Source organism: Streptomyces subrutilus, from assembly GCF_008704535.1.
GTDB lineage: Bacteria > Actinomycetota > Actinomycetes > Streptomycetales > Streptomycetaceae > Streptomyces > Streptomyces subrutilus.
Window position 1 is genome coordinate 2,816,002 of record NZ_CP023701.1, and the last position, 15,983, is coordinate 2,831,984.

Sequence of the window (15,983 nt, forward strand, 5' to 3'; positions counted from 1 at the left end):
CTTGCACTTCGTTAACCCTGTACAAGGAGAAACACCGACGAAGGGAGACGCCCCGTGCGCTTCGAGATTCTGCGCCTGGACGACGTCGACGGGTCCGCCGTGGACAGCACCGTCGTGGACGCGGCCTCCGTCAACCGGATCGTGCAGCAGGCCGCCGCTGTCGGCCAGCGCATTCTGATCCGACCGGCCGAGTCGGCGTCCGTCTGACGCCCGTCCGTTCTCGCACACGTCGACGCCCCCGCACCGTCACCGGTCCGGGGGCGTTCGCATGTGCGGGGTCGGGCGCGGGGCCCTCAGGCGCCGCGCACGACCTGGAGCACGCCGTTGATGATCTGCTGTACGGCGATCGCGGAGAGCATCATGCCCGCCAGCCGCGTCACGAGGACGACGCCGCCGTCCTTGATCACCCGGATGATCACCAGCGAGTAGCGCATGGTGAACCAGAGCACCAGGTGCATGGCGACGATCGCCGACCAGACGGAGACCTGACCGGTGACCCCGTCGGCCTTCTGCACGGCCAGGATGACCGAGACGATCGCGCCGGGACCGGCCAGCAGCGGCATGCCGAGCGGGACCAGGGCGACGTTGACGTCCTTGGTCTGCTTGGGCTCGTCGGTCTTGCCGGTGAGCAGGTCGAGGGCGATCAGCAGGAGCAGCAGCCCGCCGGCGATCATCAGGGCCGGGACCGAGACGTGCAGGTAGTCCAGGATCTGCTGGCCGCAGAGGCCGAAGACGGCGATGACGCCGAAGGCCACGCAGACCGCCTGCCAGGCCATGCGGCGCTGCACCTTGGCGGGGCGGCCCGAGGTCAGGGCGAGGAAGATCGGCGTGATCCCCGGGGGATCCATGATCACGAAAAGGGTGAGGAAGAGGGAGCCGAAGACGGCGAAGTCGAACACAGTGATGCCTTGCGGGAGAGGGGGTGGTGCGAAGAGGGCGGGACGGGGGGAGCGGGCGCGCGGCCCTGCTACCGGTGCCGTCCGCCGGCGCCCGGCACGGGGAAGGCCCCCGTCGCGCGGCGGGTGATCTCGCCGTAGATCTCGGGGTCGGTGGTGTACTCCCCGAGGCGGCAGGTCTTGCGGCTGCCGTGGTAGTCGCTCGACCCGGTGGTGAGCAGGTCCAGGTCCGCCGCCAGGGCGCGCAGCCGCGCGCGGGTGGCGGGGTCGTGGTCCATGTGGTCGACCTCGATGCCGTCCAGGCCCGCTCCGGCCAGGGCGGCCAGCGCGGAGTCGGGCACGCAGCGGCCGCGCCGGGCGGCCGCCGGGTGCGCGAGGACGGTGACGCCGCCGGCCGCCTTGACGAGGCGCACGGCGTCGAAGGGGTCGAGCTCGTGCTTCTCCGCGTGCGCGCGGCCGCCGTCGGCGAGCCAGTCGGGGGTGAAGGCGTCCGAGACGCTCGCCACGACCCCCAGCTCCACCAGCGCGGCCGCGACGTGCGGCCGGCCCACGGAGCCCTCGCCGGCGATCCGGGCGACCTGCTCCCAGGTGATGTCCACGCCGAGGGCGCGCAGCGCGGCGACCATGGCCCGGGCGCGCGGGACGCGGTCGTCGCGGACGAGCTCGCGCTCGCGGGCGAACTCGGGCTCCTCGGGGTCGAAGAGGTAGGCGAGCAGGTGCACCCCGACCCCGTCGAGCCGGCAGGACAGCTCGGCCCCGGTCACCAGCGTCAACCCGGCGGGCAGCGCCGCCAGGGCCTCGGCGTACCCGCCCACGGTGTCGTGGTCGGTCAGCGCGACCACGTCCAGCCCGGCACCGGCGGCGTTGCGCACCAGCTCGGCGGGGGTGTCCGTACCGTCGGACGCCGTGGAGTGGGCGTGCAGGTCGATGCGCACAGCCTGACTCCGGGGATCGTACGGACGGGGGACGCTCCAGGATAACCGCGCCGCGGGCCCCCGCGATCCGCCCCGACCGGCCGCGGCCCCGCGCCGCCGCAGGTCAGCCCGGCGCGGGGCGGTGCGACGGGCCCGGTCGGGCCTCCCCGGTCAGGACGGGCCGAGGACGCGGGGGCTCAGGGCGCCGCAGGGCAGCAGTTCCACTTCGGCGCCGGCGTCGCGCAGGTCGGTGAGGACCAGTTCGTCGTACATCAGCAGGCCCGACTGCTCCGGCCAGACGATCGCCCAGAGCCACAGGCCGCGCGCCTCGCCCGCGAAGACCGCCCGGTCGTCGGGGGCCCCGGTCACGTGCCACAGCGGGGTGGGGCGGCCGGCCGCGACGACCTTGGCGTGCGGCGGCGCGGAGACGTCGATGGCGGAGCCGGGGTCCGGGCCGTCGATGCCGGCGTACCGCGCGCCCAGGCCCACGCCCAGTTCCTCGGCCACGAGCAGCAGCTCCCCGATGCCGCCGAGCGGCCCGGGACCGGAGCAGGCGACGGCCGTGGCCCGCCCGCCGCTGCGGTCGTCACCGGCGGACGCCACTCCGGTGAACAGCCAGCCCACCGGCAGCGGCCACGGCATCCACACCGGCACCCGGGCCCGGTGCACCACGACGCCCAGGCCCTCGACGCTGGGCGGGATGACGGGTTGCAGGGGGTGGACGGTGCCGTGCGCGGCGCACTGCCAGGAGTCGGAGAAGAGGCCGGGCGCCCTGACCCGGCCACCGCACTTCGGGCAACTCGGTTCGCCCCTCATAAGATGCCACGCTCCTCCCCGCCCGGCGCGCCGTCAAGACGCGATCACCCTTCCGGGCGCCCGGTGCCGGTACGGGTACGGGTTCAGTCCAGGGCGACCGCCGTACGCAGAGGGTCCCGCAGATCCGTGCCGCGCGCGAGCCATCGCTCCTGGAGGGCCGCCGCACCGTGCACGCGCTTCCAGGCCGCCTCGTTCGCCGTCATCGGCAGGAGCGGCAGGAAGTGCACCGGGTCCAGCGGCTCGTCCAGTTCCAGGTCGTCCACCAGACCGCCCGGCTCGGCGACCAGGACCGAGCTGAACGGCGCCCCGTCCCAGAGCGGCGCCCCCACGTCCAGCGAGGCACCGGGGGCCACGATCAGGCCCTCCACCTGCGGGGACGCGGCCAGCACGGCGAGCGGCCGGAGCAGCTTGTCGGTGGGCGCCCGCCCGGCCCGCACGGTCAGCACCAGCTCGGCGCGCGGGCCGCGCACGGGGTCGGCGACCACGGCGGTCGGATCGGTCATCGGGTGTGCGGACATCCCGAGGGTCGCGTACCGCACGAGGTCGCCCTCGGCGAAGCGGAGTACCTCGATGCGGTCGGTGCCCAGGAAGGTGACGGCGGCGCGGGCGTCGGGCTCGCCGAACGCGGTGCGCAGCCGGGCCTCGACGAGGGCCAGAATTTCTGCCATGAAGTGAGCATAGAACTCGTATCAGCCGGGTAAAGGGCGGGTCTTGACCATCCGTCGGCTGTTAGTGTGGTCAGCTGGTCGGGGCCGCACGCAGCGGGCCCCGTCCAGCGTTGGCCGGGGGAGCCGCATCGGCACCGCCCGGCAACAGGACGTCCCTCACGGGGGACCGGCCGGAGGAGGTGGGGCTGCGGTGGATCGAAGTCGATCGTGCAGTACCAGCCGCTCTTCCGCTTCTGTGACGGGCGCTTCCCGCCCCCTGTGATCTTCTGATCAGTAGAAGAGCGACGGCAGAACTTTGTCCTCCGTCCTGTTACCCCCTGCCCAGGCCCGTCCGCCCGCAGCGGCCGCGCCTCCGGAGGGGGCCTCCCACCCGTACGGCCCGCTGCCGTGCGCGCGAAGGAGCCTGCCATGTCGATGCTGCCCTACCTGCGTGCGGCCGTCCGTCCGTCGCTGCGCAAGACCGCCCCGGCCCAGTCCGGCTACGACACCACCCGCGATCCGTCCGCGAGCAGCGCGGTCGTCGACTGCGCCGTGTACCGCGACGGCCGGCGCGTCCCCTCGGGTCCCGGGCCCGCGTGCCTGACGCCCCGCGAGGCGATGCGGCGGGTACGCGAGGACGGCGGCTTCGCCTGGATCGGGCTGCACGAGCCGACCGAGGCCGAGTTCGCCGGGATCGCCGCGACCTTCGGGCTGCACCCGCTGGCGGTCGAGGACGCGGTGCACGCGCACCAGCGGCCCAAGCTGGAGCGCTACGACGACACCCTGTTCACCGTCTTCAAGACGATCCACTACGTGGAGCACGCCGAACTGACCGCCACCAGCGAGGTGGTGGAGACCGGTGAGGTGATGTGCTTCACCGGCCCCGACTTCGTCATCACCGTGCGGCACGGCGGACAGGGCTCCCTCAAGGGCCTGCGCCACCGCCTCCAGGGCGACCCCGACCTCCTCGCCAAGGGCGCCTCGTCGGTGCTGCACTCCATCGCCGACCACGTCGTGGACGGGTACATCGCGGTCGCCGCGGCCGTCCAGGACGACATCGACCAGGTGGAGAGCGAGGTCTTCGCGGCGCCCGCCAAGGGGGCCGTGCGCGGCGGCGACGCGGGCCGCATCTACCAGCTCAAGCGCGAGGTGCTGGAGTTCAAGCGGGCCGTCTCCCCGCTGCTGCGCCCGATGGAGCTGCTGAGCGAGCGGCCGATGCGGCTGGTGGACCCGGACATCCAGAAGTACTTCCGGGACGTAGCCGACCACCTGTCCCGGGTGCACGAGCAGGTCGTCGGCTTCGACGAGCTGCTGAACTCCATCCTCCAGGCCAACCTGGCGCAGGCGACGGTCGCCCAGAACGAGGACATGCGCAAGATCACCTCCTGGGCGGCGATCATCGCCGTGCCCACGATGATCTGCGGGGTGTACGGGATGAACTTCGAGCACATGCCCGAGCTCCAGTGGAAGTACGGCTACCCGATGGTGATGGCCTCGATCGTGGGGATCTGCTTCACCATCCACCGGGCGCTGCGCCGCCACGGCTGGCTCTGAACCGCACCGCCCCAGCCCCTACTCTGGTCCGCATGACTCTGACCACGCTCGACCTGGCCCTCGTCGAGGAGGCCACGAAGAAGTCCGGTCTCATCTGGGTCCGGGGCGCCGGGGCCGACCGCGCCCTGTGGCACGCCTGGGTGGACGGCGCGGCGCACGTGCTGGGCGACGGGCCCGGTGAGCAGCCGTTCCCCGGGCTGGCGGACGGCGCGCCCGCGGAGGTGACCGTGCGCAGCAAGGACAAGGGCGGCCGGCTGGTGGCCTGGACGGCGACGGTACGGGAGCTGGCGCCCCGCGGCGAGGAGTGGACGGCCGCGGTCGCCGAGCTCAAGGGCAAGCGGCTGAACGCGCCCGACTCGGAGGGGATGACGGAGCGGTGGGCGCGCGAGTGCCGGCTGCTGCGGCTGGAGCCCCGGTCGGTGCACCCCGGGCTGCCGGACGGCTCGCTGGCCGCCGTCCCGCCGGGCTCCCCCGCGACGACCCGCCGGCCCGTCCCGGCGGCGCTGCCGAGGCTGCTGCTGAAGCGGAAGCGGAAGCCGGCCTAGGATCCCGGGACCCGCCCTACGGGGTGCCCGGGTTCGAGCCCTGGCCCGCGCCCTTGGAGGGGGCCGGGACCGCGCCGCCGGCGCTCTGGTCCTTGGTGGTGGGCAGCTGGGAGCCGTAGTCGACGGTCTGGTCCTCGGCCGGCGGTGCGAGCGGGAACGGCTTGCCCCACTCGGCGAGTTCCACCCGGCCGGCGCCGCCCGCGCGCTCCAGGAGCAGCGGGTAGGGGGTCCCCTCCAGGGACACCGACAGCTTGCCGCCCTTGCCCTGGTCCGCGGTGACCTGCACGACGCGGGTGTGGCCGACCTTGGCGTAGGAGCCCTTGGCCAGCGTGCCCTGGAGGCCGAGCAGCCCGTCGAGCAGGACGTCCATCTCGGTGAAGCCGCGGAACTGCTTGTAGGTGGGGTCGCTCTGGGGCACCTTGACGTACTTGTCGCCGAGCTTGCCGGCCGAGTCGGACTGGCCCCAGAAGGCGGCGCTCGCCTTCAGGTACAGCTGGTCGCCGACCCGCAGCAGCTGGAAGGTGTCCTCGGACGACTTCACCTCGCCCGAGCCGCCGTCCGACTTCAGCCGCATGTCGAGGGTGAAGGACTTGCCGCCGCTCACCAGCGTGCCGGACAGGTGCACCGCCTCGGCCTCGGTCGCCGCGGCCTTCGCCTTCGCCTCGATCTTGTCGGCGGTGAGCTTGCCGACCCCGTTGGTGCCCTCGTCGGGGTCCTCGCCGCAGCCCGTACCGGTGACGGCGAGGCCCGCGCACAACGCACCGACCAGGGCGGCCCGGCGCAGCCGTGCGGCGGGGAAGTAGGCGGTCACGTGCGCGTGCCTCTCGTCGTGCGTCTGCGGGCAGCAGGCAGCGTACCCGCCCGTAGGCCGGGCGCCGTCAGCCCCCCGGGCGCACCCCGGCCGGACCGCCCCACCAGGACGGTCGGCGGCGGCACGGGCTAGCCTGAGGGGCGGCAGGACTGGTGGATGACGCTCTAGGAGGCGCTCGGATGGCTGCAGGCGCCCCGCGGATCTTCGTCTCGCATCTGTCGGGTGTGCCCGTCTTCGACCCCAACGGCGACCAGGTCGGCCGCGTCCGCGACCTCGTGGCGATGCTGCGCGTCGGCGGCCGCCCGCCGCGGCTGCTGGGTCTGGTGGTCGAGGTGGTCAGCCGGCGCCGGATCTTCCTGCCGATGACCCGGGTCACGGGCGTGGAGTCCGGGCAGGTCATCACGACCGGCGTGGTCAACATGCGGCGCTTCGAGCAGCGCCCCACCGAGCGGCTGGTCCTCGGCGAGCTGCTGGACCGCAGGGTCAGGCTGGTCGCGGACGGCGAGGAGGTCACCGTCCTGGACGTGGCCATCCAGCAGCTGCCGGCCCGCCGGGACTGGGAGATCGACCGCATCTTCGTGCGCAAGGGCAAGTCGGGGGCGCTGCGCCGGCGCGGCGAGACCCTGACGGTGGAGTGGTCGGCGGTGACGGGCCTCTCGCTGGAGGAGCACGGGCAGGGCGCCGAGAACCTGGTCGCGACCTTCGAGCAGATGCGCCCGGCCGACGTGGCGAACGTGCTGCACCACCTGACGCCCAAGCGTCGCGCCGAGGTGGCCAACGCCCTCGACGACGACCGGCTGGCGGACGTCATGGAGGAGCTGCCGGAGGACGAGCAGGTGGAGATCCTCGGCAAGCTGAAGGAGGAGCGGGCCGCCGACGTCCTGGAGGCGATGGACCCGGACGACGCGGCCGACCTGCTGTCCGAGCTGCCGGAGGACGACAAGGAGCGGCTGCTCACGCTGATGCGGCCGGACGACGCGGCCGACGTGCGGCGGCTGATGTCGTACGAGGAGAACACCGCGGGCGGGCTGATGACGACCGAGCCGATCGTGCTGCGGCCCGACGCGACGGTGGCCGACGCGCTGGCCCGGGTGCGCCAGTCGGACCTGTCGCCGGCCCTGGCGGCGCAGGTGTACGTGTGCCGGCCGCCGGACGAGACGCCGACGGGCAAGTACCTGGGCACGGTCCACTTCCAGCGGCTGCTGCGGGACCCGCCGTTCACGCTCGTCAGCTCGATCGTGGACACGGGGCTGCCGCCGCTGCGCCCCGACGCCTCGCTGGCGGTGGTGACGAGCTACCTGGCGGCCTACAACATGGTGGCGGTGCCGGTGGTCGACGAGAGCGGCTCGCTGCTGGGCGCCGTGACCGTGGACGACGTGCTGGACCACCTTCTGCCGGACGACTGGCGGGAGACGGACTTCCATTCCGAGGAGGCCGTACGTGGCCACTGAGCGGGGACGCGGCGAGCGCGACCGGCGCCGGGACCAGGGCCGCTCGCGCGGGCGCGACCAGGGTCTGTCGGACCGGCTGGAGGACGCGGCCGACCGGGTGCAGAAGAACGCCGACCGGGCCGAGCGGGCGGAACGCGCCGAGCGGGCCGAGCAGCGGGCCGAGCGGGCCAAGGCGGCCGCCGGGCCGGGGGCGCTGGCCCGGCAGCGGGCCCGCCTCGACCTGCCGCGGGCCCCGCGGCGCTCGCTGCTGCCCGAGTACGACCCGGAGGCCTTCGGGCGGCTCTCGGAGCGGGTGGCGCGCTTCCTCGGCACGGGCCGGTTCATCGTCTGGATGACGATCGTCATCATCGCCTGGGTGCTGTGGAACATCTTCGCCCCGGTCCACCTGCGCTTCGACCAGTACCCCTTCATCTTCCTGACGCTGATGCTGTCCCTGCAGGCCTCCTACGCCGCCCCGCTGATCCTGCTCGCGCAGAACCGGCAGGACGACCGCGACCGGGTCAACCTGGAGCAGGACCGCAAGCAGAACGAGCGGTCCATCGCCGACACGGAGTACCTGACGAGGGAGATCGCCGCCCTGCGGATGGGTCTGGGCGAGGTCGCCACGCGCGACTGGATCCGCTCCGAGTTCCAGGACCTGATCAAGGAGATGGACGAGCGGCGGCTGCTGCCCGCCGAACGTGACGAAGGCGACCGCTGACGGGCTTTCCTGGCGCGCGCCGCGGCGCCGTACCATCGGGTCATGGCTACCGACACAAGCTCCGCCGACGCCGCCGCAGTACCCGGGCAGGACGCGATCCTGGACGCGCTGGCGACGGTGAACGACCCCGAGATCCACCGGCCGATCACCGAGCTCGGCATGGTCAAATCGGTGGAGATCGGCGACGGCGGCGCGGTCGCGGTCACCGTGTACCTGACGGTGTCGGGCTGCCCGATGCGCGAGACCATCACCAAGAACGTCACCGAGGCCGTGGAGACGGTCCCGGGCGTCACCTCCGTCGCGGTCACCCTCGACGTGATGAGCGACGAGCAGCGCAAGGACCTGGCGGCCACGCTGCGCGGCGGCACCGCCGAGCGCGAGGTGCCGTTCGCCAAGCCGGGCTCGCTGACCCGCGTGTACGCGGTCGCGTCCGGCAAGGGCGGCGTCGGCAAGTCCTCGGTCACCGTCAACCTGGCCGCGGCGATGGCGGCGGACGGGCTGAAGGTCGGCGTGGTCGACGCGGACATCTACGGCCACAGCGTGCCGCGGATGCTGGGCGTCGAGGGCCGTCCCACCCAGGTCGAGAACATGATCATGCCGCCATCGGCACACGGCGTGAAGGTCATCTCCATCGGCATGTTCACCCCCGGCAACGCGCCGGTGGTCTGGCGCGGCCCGATGCTGCACCGCGCCCTCCAGCAGTTCCTGGCCGACGTGTTCTGGGGCGACCTGGACGTCCTGCTGCTGGACCTGCCGCCGGGCACCGGCGACATCGCGATCTCGGTGGCCCAGCTGGTGCCGAACGCCGAGATCCTCGTGGTCACCACCCCGCAGCAGGCCGCGGCCGAGGTCGCGGAGCGGGCCGGCTCGATCGCCGTGCAGACCCACCAGAAGATCGTCGGCGTCGTCGAGAACATGTCGGGCCTGCCCTGCCCGCACTGCGACGAGATGGTCGACGTGTTCGGCTCGGGCGGCGGCCAGAGGGTCGCCGACGGCCTGACCAAGACGGTCGGCGCGTCCGTGCCGGTGCTGGGTTCCATCCCGATCGACGTCCGGCTGCGCGAGGGCGGCGACGACGGCACGCCGGTCGTGCTGTCCGACCCGGACTCCCCGGCCGGCGCGGCGCTGCGGGCCATCGCGGGCAAGCTGGGCGGCCGCGCGCGCGGCCTGTCGGGCATGTCCCTGGGCATCACCCCGCGCAACAAGTTCTGACCCGCCCGGACCGGGCGCCCGACCCGGACGGACCACGCGCGACGGCCCCGCGGAACGCTCCGCGGGGCCGTCGCGCGTGCCGCGGGCGGTCTACTCGTACGAGCCGAGGTCCTCGATCGCGCAGAACCCGAGGCCGTACGCGCTCATGCCCCGCCCGTACGCGCCGAGGTGCACCCCCGCGCCGGTGGAGCCGGCCAGGACCCAGCCGAACTCCGACTCGCGGTAGTGGAAGGGCGTCGGCTCCCCGTCCACCGGCAGGGACAGCGTCGACCAGTCCTCGCCGCCGAGGTCGTCGGCGAGCTCCCAGGCGGCCTCCGTCTGCTGGTCCAGCCATTCGCTGCGCAGGGTGTGGTCCATCTGCCCGGGCCAGCTGTAGGCCAGCAGCCCGGAGCCGGCCAGCCAGGCCGCCGTGGCGACCGAGGTGGCCTCCAGGGTGCCGGTGCCGTCGGCGCTGCGGCGCAGCGGGTTGCTCGCGACGGTGACGACCACCGCGAAGCGCTCCTTCTCCCCGGTGGCGAGCTCTCCGCGGACGGAGGGCTCGTCGCCGTGGCCGGTGGAGCCGTGCTCCACGGTGCCGTCGGCGGCGGCGCCGACCTGCATCAGCCAGCGGGGGCCGGTGAAGGCGCCGTCCAGCCCGTACCAGGGGAAGTCGGCGGCGAGGAACGGCGCTGCCGTCCGGCGGGGTGCCGGGGCGGGCGCGGCGGGGTCCTGCGGGTCCGCGGGCGCGGCCTGCGCGCCCTGCGGGTCGTGCGGTGCCTGCGGGTCGTTCGGGTCGTGCTCGGCTGCTGCGGCGGTCGGCGCTTCGGCGGGCTGCACCGCGAACCGGCTGCTGCTCGTCGTCTCCATCTGGGCGGCCTTTCGTTCCGTGGGGTCCGGAACGGCCCTCCCCCTCGCTTCGCTGGGGGGACCCCCTCCCTCGGGCGGTCCAGGGTCCGGACTCATGGAGGATAGCCATGGGACCGCGGATCGTCGGGCAGGCGGCGCCTCAGGTGGCGTCGGCGTCGAAGCGGGCGTGCTGCTCCGCGGCGGGCGCGGCGGGCTTCTTCAGCAGGTCGGGACCGGCCGCGGCGGGCGGGGCGGACGGCGCGGCGGCGGGCGCCGCGGGCTCGGCCTCCCTGCCGTTCACGGCGTCGGTGACGTCGGTGAGCTCCTTGCGGAGGTCGAAGCTGCTGCGGATCTCCTTGAGGTCCTCGTTCTCGCCCAGCTGCTTGCGGATGAAGGTCTTCGGATTCAGGTCCTCGAACTCGAAGTCCTTGAATTCGGGGCCGAGTTCGGAGCGGATGTCCTGCTTGGCGCTGTCCGAGAAGGCGCGGATCTTCCGGATGACGCCGGTGACGTCCTGGATGACCTTGGGCAGCTTGTCCGGGCCGAAGACCAGGATGGCCAGCACCACGATCGTGACAAGTTCGAGTGCGCCTATGTCGTTGAACACCTTGCCGCTCCTCGGCTCTCTTCACTCCGGCCCCGACACACGGTACCCGGCCTTCTCCGCGTGGCCCTACCCGCGTACCGCACCGGAAACGGTTTCACCCGCGCGTCACGCGGCGCTCATGAGCCGTTCGCCGATCCGAGGACCACTTCCAGCGTGCGCTCCCGGCCGTCGCGGACCACGGTGAGGGCCAGCGGATCACCCGGCCGGTGGGCCCTGATCTTGATGATGAGCTCGTCACCGCCCCGGACGCGCTGTCCGTCGACCTTGGTGATGACGTCCCCGGCCCTGATGCCGGCGCGGGCGCCGGGCCCGTCGGCCACCACGGAGGGCTTGCCGTCCGCGCCCTTGTCCCCGACCCGGGCTCCGTCGCCCGTGTACTGCATGTCGAGGGTGACTCCGATGACGGGGTGGGTGGCGCGGCCGGTGCGGATGAGCTCTTCGGCGACGCGCTTGCCCTGGTTGACCGGGATGGCGAAGCCCAGTCCGATGGAGCCGCCCTGCCGGACCCCTTCGGCCCCGTCCCCGTCGGCCTTGTCCGCGCCCCGGATCGCACTGTTGATGCCGATCACGCGGGCCCGGGAGTCGAGGAGGGGGCCGCCCGAGTTGCCGGGGTTGATGGGGGCGTCGGTCTGGAGGGCGTCCACGTAGCTGATGTCGCTGCCGTCGCCCTTGTCCCCGCCTGCGGTGACCGGGCGGCCGGTGGCGCTGATGATGCCGGCCGTGACCGTGTTGGACAGGTCGAACGGCGCTCCGATGGCCACCACCGGATCGCCGACCTTCACGTTCTCCGAGTTGCCCAGGCTCAGCGGCCGCAGCCCGCGCACCCCGCTGACCTTGACCACGGCGAGGTCGTAGCCGGAGTCGCGGCCGACCAGCTCGGCGCTGACGCTCTCGCCGGTGCTGAAGGTGACCGTTATCGCCTTGGCGTCGGCGACGACGTGGTTGTTGGTGAGGATGTGGCCCTGCCCGTCGAGGACGAAGCCGGTGCCCGTGCCGCCGCCGGAGGCGGCCCGTACGTGCAGGGTCACCACGCCGGGCAGGGCGGTGGCCGCGATCCCGGCCACGCTGTCGGGCGCCCGGCCCCGGTCCGCCTCGGCGGCCGCCTGGGGCAGCTCCAGCCGGGTGCTGCTCCGCCGTTCGGCCAGCACGCCGAGGTAGCCGCCGATGCCGCCGGCGAGCAGCGCGGTGCCCAGGCCGAAGGCGACGAGGTGCCACAGCCGGAAACCACCGCGCCCGCGGCCCCGGTCCACCGTCTGGAGCGGCTGTTCGCCCCAGGGGTCGTACCGCACCGCGGGCGGCGCCCCGGCCGGATCACCGGCGTCCTCGGGCGCGGCCCCCGGCCCGGTCCCGGGCCCGGCCTCCGGCAGCGGGTCGGGAGCCGTGGCCGTCCCCGGCCGCGGCGGGGGAACCCCGTCGGGGCGCGGATCGGCCGCGGCCTCGGGCCGGCTCCACCACAGTGGAGCCGGTTCGGTGTGCTGCCTGTCGGCCATGGGCGCTCCCCGCGTGCTCGTGCGCATGTGCCGCAGATTCAATCAGGTCCCGGGTCAGCGCAGCAGGGAGACGGGTCGAGCCGACGTCACGGGGGACGGGTGGAGCGGCGGGAGCGGCGCCGGCAGGGACGAGGCGAGTCCCGGCCCGGGGACGGCGGCGGGCGTGGGCAGCCGGTCGCGCACGACCGCGTCGGCCACGGAGACGCCCGGTCCGGGTCGGGAGGCGGGCGCGGGGGACTCACCCCGGGCGTTCGGCTCCACTCCGTCCAGCGGCAGCGAGCCGCCGAGCGCGAGCGCGGCCAGCGACACGGCTCCGGCGGCCACGAACGCCAGCCGCCGGCGCGGTCGGCCCACCTCGTGGATGCGGAACCCCTCCTGGCGCGCCGGGGCGGCCGGGGGCAGGGCGTAGGCGAACGAGGAGAAGGGGTCGGCCCCGGGCGGGGCCGCCCTCCGGCCTGCGGAACCACCGGGCCCGGCGGGACCGGGCGGGCCGTCCGGGCCGCCGCCCGGCAGCCCTTGGAGCCGGGCCAGCAGCCCGGCGGACAGCGGCGGCGGGGCGCTCTCCACGAAGAGGGTCTTCAGGCGGCGCTGCGCATCGGCCTCGGCCTTGCACTTGGCGCAGGTGGCGAGGTGCGACAGGACCCGCTCGCGGGCGTCGTGGTTCAACTCGCCGTCCACCAGTGCGGCGAGGCGGTCGCCCAGGTGTTGTTCGGCAGGGGACGGACTGGCTCCGCTCACTCGGCTCCGCCCTCTCCCCCGGCACCGGGCGTGCCCACCGCCGCTCCCGCCAGCGCGCGCTGCTCCGCACGGGCCTCGGGAGACCGGTGCTTGAGCGCCTTGCGCAGGTGCGAGCGGCCGCGGTGGATGCGGCTGCGGACGGTGCCGAGCTTCACGCCGAGGGTGGCGGCGATCTCCTCGTACGACAGCCCCTCGATGTCGCACAGCACCACGGCGGCGCGGAACTCGGGCGCGAGGGTGTCCAGCGCCTGCTGCACGTCCGCGTCGAAGTGGGTGTCGTGCAGCACCTGCTGCGGGGAGGGCTCGCGGCTCGGCAGCCGCTCCGCGGCGTCGTCGCCGAGCGCGTCGAAGCGGATGCGCTGCTTGCGGCGGACCATGTCCAGGAACAGGTTCGTGGTGATCCGGTGCAGCCAGCCCTCGAAGGTGCCGGGCGTGTACGTGGACAGCGACCGGAAGACACGGACGAAGACCTCTTGCGTCAGGTCCTCGGCATCGTGCTGGTTGCCCGTCAGACGGTAGGCGAGACGGTAGACCCGCGCACTGTGCGTGCTGACGATCTCCTCCCACGAGGGAGGCGTCCACGCCTGCGAGCCCGCATCGGCGGCAAAGGTCGCGGTGGTTGCGGTGTCGGCGGTGTGGAAGCGGTCAGCAATGTCGGTCACGGATTTCGGCTCACCCGCCGACCAGAAGAGACGCCTGAACACGCCTCCACGATCCACAGGGGCAGCCGCACCTCCCCTGTCGGCTCTGGTGGTGTCCAGTGGAGTCCCTACCATAGCCACCCCCTCCGTCAGCTCGGGATAAGCATTTTTGCAGTATCTTTGCCCTGGTCCGGGACCCCGGAAGGACGCGTACCGCCGATCTGCCCGGCGCCGTCCCTTCTGATCCCGCCTCCACCCTTCACAACGCCCGGTCCCATCTGCGGGTTCCCGACGCCAGCGGATACAGTCACCGTTGCCACAACTATGGGGACAGGAGAGGGTCATTACCGGCAACCGGCAGACGAGCTGGGCGTTCGCCGACGCGTTTGTCGCCGAGGACGACGCTCTGCGGTGGGCCCGCGACCGGTCCAGGGAAGCGGGACTGCGGTCCGTCTCCCCCGGTACCGGGGCCGCGCTGCGCCTGCTCGCCGCCACCGCGGACGCCAAGGCGGTGGCCGAGATCGGTACCGGAACGGGCGTCTCCGGCATCCACCTGCTCCACGGAATGCGCCCCGACGGGGTCCTGACCACGGTCGATCCCGAGGCCGACCGGCAGGCCTTCGCCCGCCAGGCCTTCCGCGCCGCCGGCTTCGCCGGCAACCGCGCCCGCTTCATCCCCGGCCGCGCCCTCGACGTGCTCCCCCGTCTCGCCGACGGCGGGTACGACCTCGTCTTCTGCGACGGGGACCCCACCGAGTCCCTGGACTACCTCGCCGAATCGTTGCGGCTGCTGCGCCCCGGCGGGCTGGTCTGCTTCGAGGGGGTCTTCTCCGACGGCCGCACGGTCGACTCGGCGGCCCAGCCCGTGGAGGTGCTGCGCGTGCGCGAACTGCTCCGCAGCGTCCGGGAGAGCCCGGCCCTGGAGGCCGCCCTGCTCCCGGTGGGCGACGGCCTGCTGTGCGCCGTGCGGCGCTGACCCCCCTGCGACCGCACGCCCCTGCGCACCCGGGGGCCGCCCGTCAGCGCAGCAGGGCGAAGGCGAGCGCGGAGACGGCCCCCAGCGCCGCCCCGGCCGCCACCTGCGCCGGGGTGTGCGCCCGCAGCACCAGGCGCGCCCAGCCGACGGCCGGGAGGAGGGGCAGGGCGAGCAGGGCCACGGGTCCGAGGGCGGTCAGCAGGACCGTGAGCGTGCCGCCGGCCACCGACAGGTGGACGGATATCTGCCAGCCCACCGTGACCAGCAGCGTCGCGACGAGGCCGACGAGCATCGCGGCGACCAGCGCGAGGACCTCGGACGGGGCCCCGAGGGCGCGCAGCAGTGCGGTCCCGGCGGCCACGGAGGCGAGGCTGAGCACCATCGGCGCGACCCGCTGGCGCCGCACCCGGATGTGCTGGTCGGTCAGCCTCCCGCGCCGCACCCCGTACGCGATGATCCCGAGCGGGACGCCGCCGCAGAACAGGGCCGCGAGCAGCCCCCAGCCCAGGCCCGGCCAGGACCCGGTGGCGTGCGCGCCGATCAGCAGGAGCTGCGCGATCACCAGGTTGGCGGGGGCCAGGACGTCGGACAGCACCCGCGCCGCCTTCTGCCGCGGCGTGCAGTCGGCGAAGACGGGCGGGGCGGGCGGGGCGAAGGACACGCATGACTCCGGAGCGGCGGGGAAGGCGCGCGGGGACGCGGAGAGCGGACCGGCGGGCCCTGGCGGGGGCCGGCCGGTCCGGGGTACGGCACTGCCCCGGCCGCTCGTCGGGACGAGCGGCCGGGGCAGTGCGGAGAACGCAGAGGGTGCCGACGGTTCAGCCGACGACCTTCTTCAGGGCGTCACCCAGGGCGTCCGCCTCGTCGGGGGTCAGCTCGACGACAAGCCGACCACCGCCTTCGAGCGGTACGCGCATGACGATGCCCCGCCCCTCCTTGGTGACCTCGAGCGGGCCGTCGCCCGTCCGCGGCTTCATGGCCGCCATGCTCGTTCCCCTTCCTGAAACCAGCTCATCGTCAGCCGACGGCCCCGTTCAGGCGCCTAGTACCCGGCATCGAACACATTGCTTCTTGGCCATTATCCCGCATGTCAGGACCCGATGACCAACATCGCCCGTGAACGGTTCGGCAACGCGCTCGGCCAAAACCACTCATTTCGG

19 protein-coding genes are annotated in these 15,983 nt (G+C 73.7%); 7 read left to right on the forward strand and 12 right to left on the reverse strand.

What is annotated here, in order from left to right; translation table 11 throughout:
• Positions 1 to 54 precede the first annotated feature (54 nt).
• Positions 55 to 207 (forward strand): hypothetical protein, encoded by a 153-nt coding sequence (locus CP968_RS34065; protein WP_167536794.1) that lies wholly within the window; start codon positions 55 to 57, stop codon positions 205 to 207.
• An 86-nt stretch (positions 208 to 293) separates the two neighbouring features.
• Here CP968_RS34065 and CP968_RS11970 read toward each other — a convergent pair whose 3' ends face one another.
• The 4 genes from CP968_RS11970 to CP968_RS11985 form a co-directional block, all read right to left on the reverse strand.
• Positions 294 to 899 (reverse strand): MarC family protein, encoded by a 606-nt coding sequence (locus tag CP968_RS11970; RefSeq protein ID WP_150517999.1) that lies wholly within the window; start codon positions 897 to 899, stop codon positions 294 to 296.
• Positions 900 to 967: 68 nt separating this feature from the next.
• Positions 968 to 1,831 (reverse strand): PHP domain-containing protein, encoded by an 864-nt coding sequence (locus tag CP968_RS11975; RefSeq protein ID WP_150518000.1) that lies wholly within the window; start codon positions 1,829 to 1,831, stop codon positions 968 to 970.
• Positions 1,832 to 1,981: 150 nt separating this feature from the next.
• On the reverse strand, positions 1,982 to 2,626 hold the full coding sequence (locus tag CP968_RS11980) for a DUF6758 family protein (RefSeq protein WP_150518001.1): 645 nt from the start codon (positions 2,624 to 2,626) through the stop codon (positions 1,982 to 1,984).
• An 83-nt stretch (positions 2,627 to 2,709) separates the two neighbouring features.
• Entirely contained in the window at positions 2,710 to 3,294 is a 585-nt protein-coding gene (locus CP968_RS11985; RefSeq protein ID WP_150518002.1) for a suppressor of fused domain protein, read from the reverse strand.
• Positions 3,295 to 3,702: 408 nt separating this feature from the next.
• Between CP968_RS11985 and CP968_RS11990 the strand changes: the two genes are divergently transcribed.
• The gene (locus tag CP968_RS11990; protein ID WP_150518003.1) at positions 3,703 to 4,827 is read left to right on the forward strand and encodes a magnesium and cobalt transport protein CorA; all 1,125 of its coding nucleotides are present in this window, start codon (positions 3,703 to 3,705) and stop codon (positions 4,825 to 4,827) included.
• 32 nt (positions 4,828 to 4,859) lie between these two features.
• Positions 4,860 to 5,372: a hypothetical protein gene (locus CP968_RS11995; protein ID WP_150518004.1), complete on the forward strand. Its 513-nt coding sequence runs from the start codon at positions 4,860 to 4,862 to the stop codon at positions 5,370 to 5,372.
• 16 nt (positions 5,373 to 5,388) lie between these two features.
• On the opposite strand, the gene CP968_RS12000 is transcribed toward CP968_RS11995, so the two are convergent.
• Positions 5,389 to 6,183, reverse strand: a complete 795-nt coding sequence (locus CP968_RS12000; protein ID WP_229886764.1) for a hypothetical protein — start codon at positions 6,181 to 6,183, stop codon at positions 5,389 to 5,391.
• A gap of 179 nt (positions 6,184 to 6,362) precedes the next feature.
• Here CP968_RS12000 and CP968_RS12005 point away from each other — a divergent pair, with 179 nt between their 5' ends.
• The 3 genes from CP968_RS12005 (at position 6,363) to CP968_RS12015 (ending at position 9,546) form a co-directional block, all read left to right on the forward strand.
• Positions 6,363 to 7,634, forward strand: coding sequence for a magnesium transporter MgtE N-terminal domain-containing protein (locus CP968_RS12005; RefSeq protein ID WP_150518005.1), 1,272 nt, complete (start codon positions 6,363 to 6,365; stop codon positions 7,632 to 7,634).
• A 193-nt stretch (positions 7,635 to 7,827) separates the two neighbouring features.
• Complete coding sequence (locus CP968_RS12010) at positions 7,828 to 8,334, forward strand: DUF1003 domain-containing protein (protein ID WP_150521875.1); 507 nt, start codon at positions 7,828 to 7,830, stop codon at positions 8,332 to 8,334.
• A gap of 96 nt (positions 8,335 to 8,430) precedes the next feature.
• Positions 8,431 to 9,546, forward strand: coding sequence for an Mrp/NBP35 family ATP-binding protein (locus tag CP968_RS12015; RefSeq protein WP_150521876.1), 1,116 nt, complete (start codon positions 8,431 to 8,433; stop codon positions 9,544 to 9,546).
• A 90-nt stretch (positions 9,547 to 9,636) separates the two neighbouring features.
• Here the strand turns inward: CP968_RS12015 and CP968_RS12020 are convergent, their stop codons facing one another.
• The 5 genes from CP968_RS12020 to sigE form a co-directional block, all read right to left on the reverse strand.
• Positions 9,637 to 10,392 carry a hypothetical protein gene (locus CP968_RS12020; RefSeq protein ID WP_150518006.1) on the reverse strand — a complete coding sequence of 252 codons (756 nt, stop codon included), beginning with the start codon at positions 10,390 to 10,392 and terminating at the stop codon, positions 9,637 to 9,639.
• Positions 10,393 to 10,531: 139 nt separating this feature from the next.
• Positions 10,532 to 10,978 (reverse strand): sec-independent translocase, encoded by a 447-nt coding sequence (locus CP968_RS12025; protein ID WP_150518007.1) that lies wholly within the window; start codon positions 10,976 to 10,978, stop codon positions 10,532 to 10,534.
• 116 nt (positions 10,979 to 11,094) lie between these two features.
• A complete protein-coding gene (locus CP968_RS12030; protein ID WP_150518008.1) occupies positions 11,095 to 12,468 on the reverse strand; it encodes a S1C family serine protease in 1,374 nt (457 codons plus the stop codon).
• Between the two features lie 54 nt (positions 12,469 to 12,522).
• Positions 12,523 to 13,206 (reverse strand): anti-sigma factor family protein, encoded by a 684-nt coding sequence (locus CP968_RS12035; protein WP_150518009.1) that lies wholly within the window; start codon positions 13,204 to 13,206, stop codon positions 12,523 to 12,525.
• Positions 13,203 to 13,982, reverse strand: a complete 780-nt coding sequence (gene sigE / locus CP968_RS12040) for an RNA polymerase sigma factor SigE (protein WP_150518010.1) — start codon at positions 13,980 to 13,982, stop codon at positions 13,203 to 13,205. The genes CP968_RS12035 and sigE overlap by 4 nt, the downstream gene beginning before the upstream one ends.
• A gap of 178 nt (positions 13,983 to 14,160) precedes the next feature.
• Here sigE and CP968_RS12045 point away from each other — a divergent pair, with 178 nt between their 5' ends.
• Positions 14,161 to 14,823: an O-methyltransferase gene (locus CP968_RS12045; RefSeq protein WP_150518011.1), complete on the forward strand. Its 663-nt coding sequence runs from the start codon at positions 14,161 to 14,163 to the stop codon at positions 14,821 to 14,823.
• A gap of 43 nt (positions 14,824 to 14,866) precedes the next feature.
• On the opposite strand, the gene CP968_RS12050 is transcribed toward CP968_RS12045, so the two are convergent.
• On the reverse strand, positions 14,867 to 15,484 hold the full coding sequence (locus CP968_RS12050) for a hypothetical protein (RefSeq protein ID WP_150518012.1): 618 nt from the start codon (positions 15,482 to 15,484) through the stop codon (positions 14,867 to 14,869).
• Between the two features lie 157 nt (positions 15,485 to 15,641).
• Positions 15,642 to 15,809: a DUF3117 domain-containing protein gene (locus CP968_RS12055; RefSeq protein WP_003966491.1), complete on the reverse strand. Its 168-nt coding sequence runs from the start codon at positions 15,807 to 15,809 to the stop codon at positions 15,642 to 15,644.
• Positions 15,810 to 15,983 lie beyond the last annotated feature (174 nt).

Bases quoted from the DNA above. Each gene is read 5' to 3' on its own strand.
- CP968_RS12005 (WP_150518005.1), top strand. From the start codon at position 6,363: ATGGCTGCAGGCGCCCCGCGGATCTTCGTCTCGCATCTGTCGGGTGTG.
- CP968_RS11990 (WP_150518003.1), top strand. From the start codon at position 3,703: ATGTCGATGCTGCCCTACCTGCGTGCGGCCGTCCGTCCGTCGCTGCGC.
- CP968_RS11995 (WP_150518004.1), top strand. From the start codon at position 4,860: ATGACTCTGACCACGCTCGACCTGGCCCTCGTCGAGGAGGCCACGAAG.
- CP968_RS12020 (WP_150518006.1), bottom strand. From the start codon at position 10,392: ATGGAGACGACGAGCAGCAGCCGGTTCGCGGTGCAGCCCGCCGAAGCG.
- sigE (WP_150518010.1), bottom strand. From the start codon at position 13,982: ATGGTAGGGACTCCACTGGACACCACCAGAGCCGACAGGGGAGGTGCG.
- CP968_RS11985 (WP_150518002.1), bottom strand. From the start codon at position 3,294: ATGGCAGAAATTCTGGCCCTCGTCGAGGCCCGGCTGCGCACCGCGTTC.
- CP968_RS12030 (WP_150518008.1), bottom strand. From the start codon at position 12,468: ATGGCCGACAGGCAGCACACCGAACCGGCTCCACTGTGGTGGAGCCGG.
- CP968_RS11980 (WP_150518001.1), bottom strand. From the start codon at position 2,626: ATGAGGGGCGAACCGAGTTGCCCGAAGTGCGGTGGCCGGGTCAGGGCG.
- CP968_RS12055 (WP_003966491.1), bottom strand. From the start codon at position 15,809: ATGGCGGCCATGAAGCCGCGGACGGGCGACGGCCCGCTCGAGGTCACC.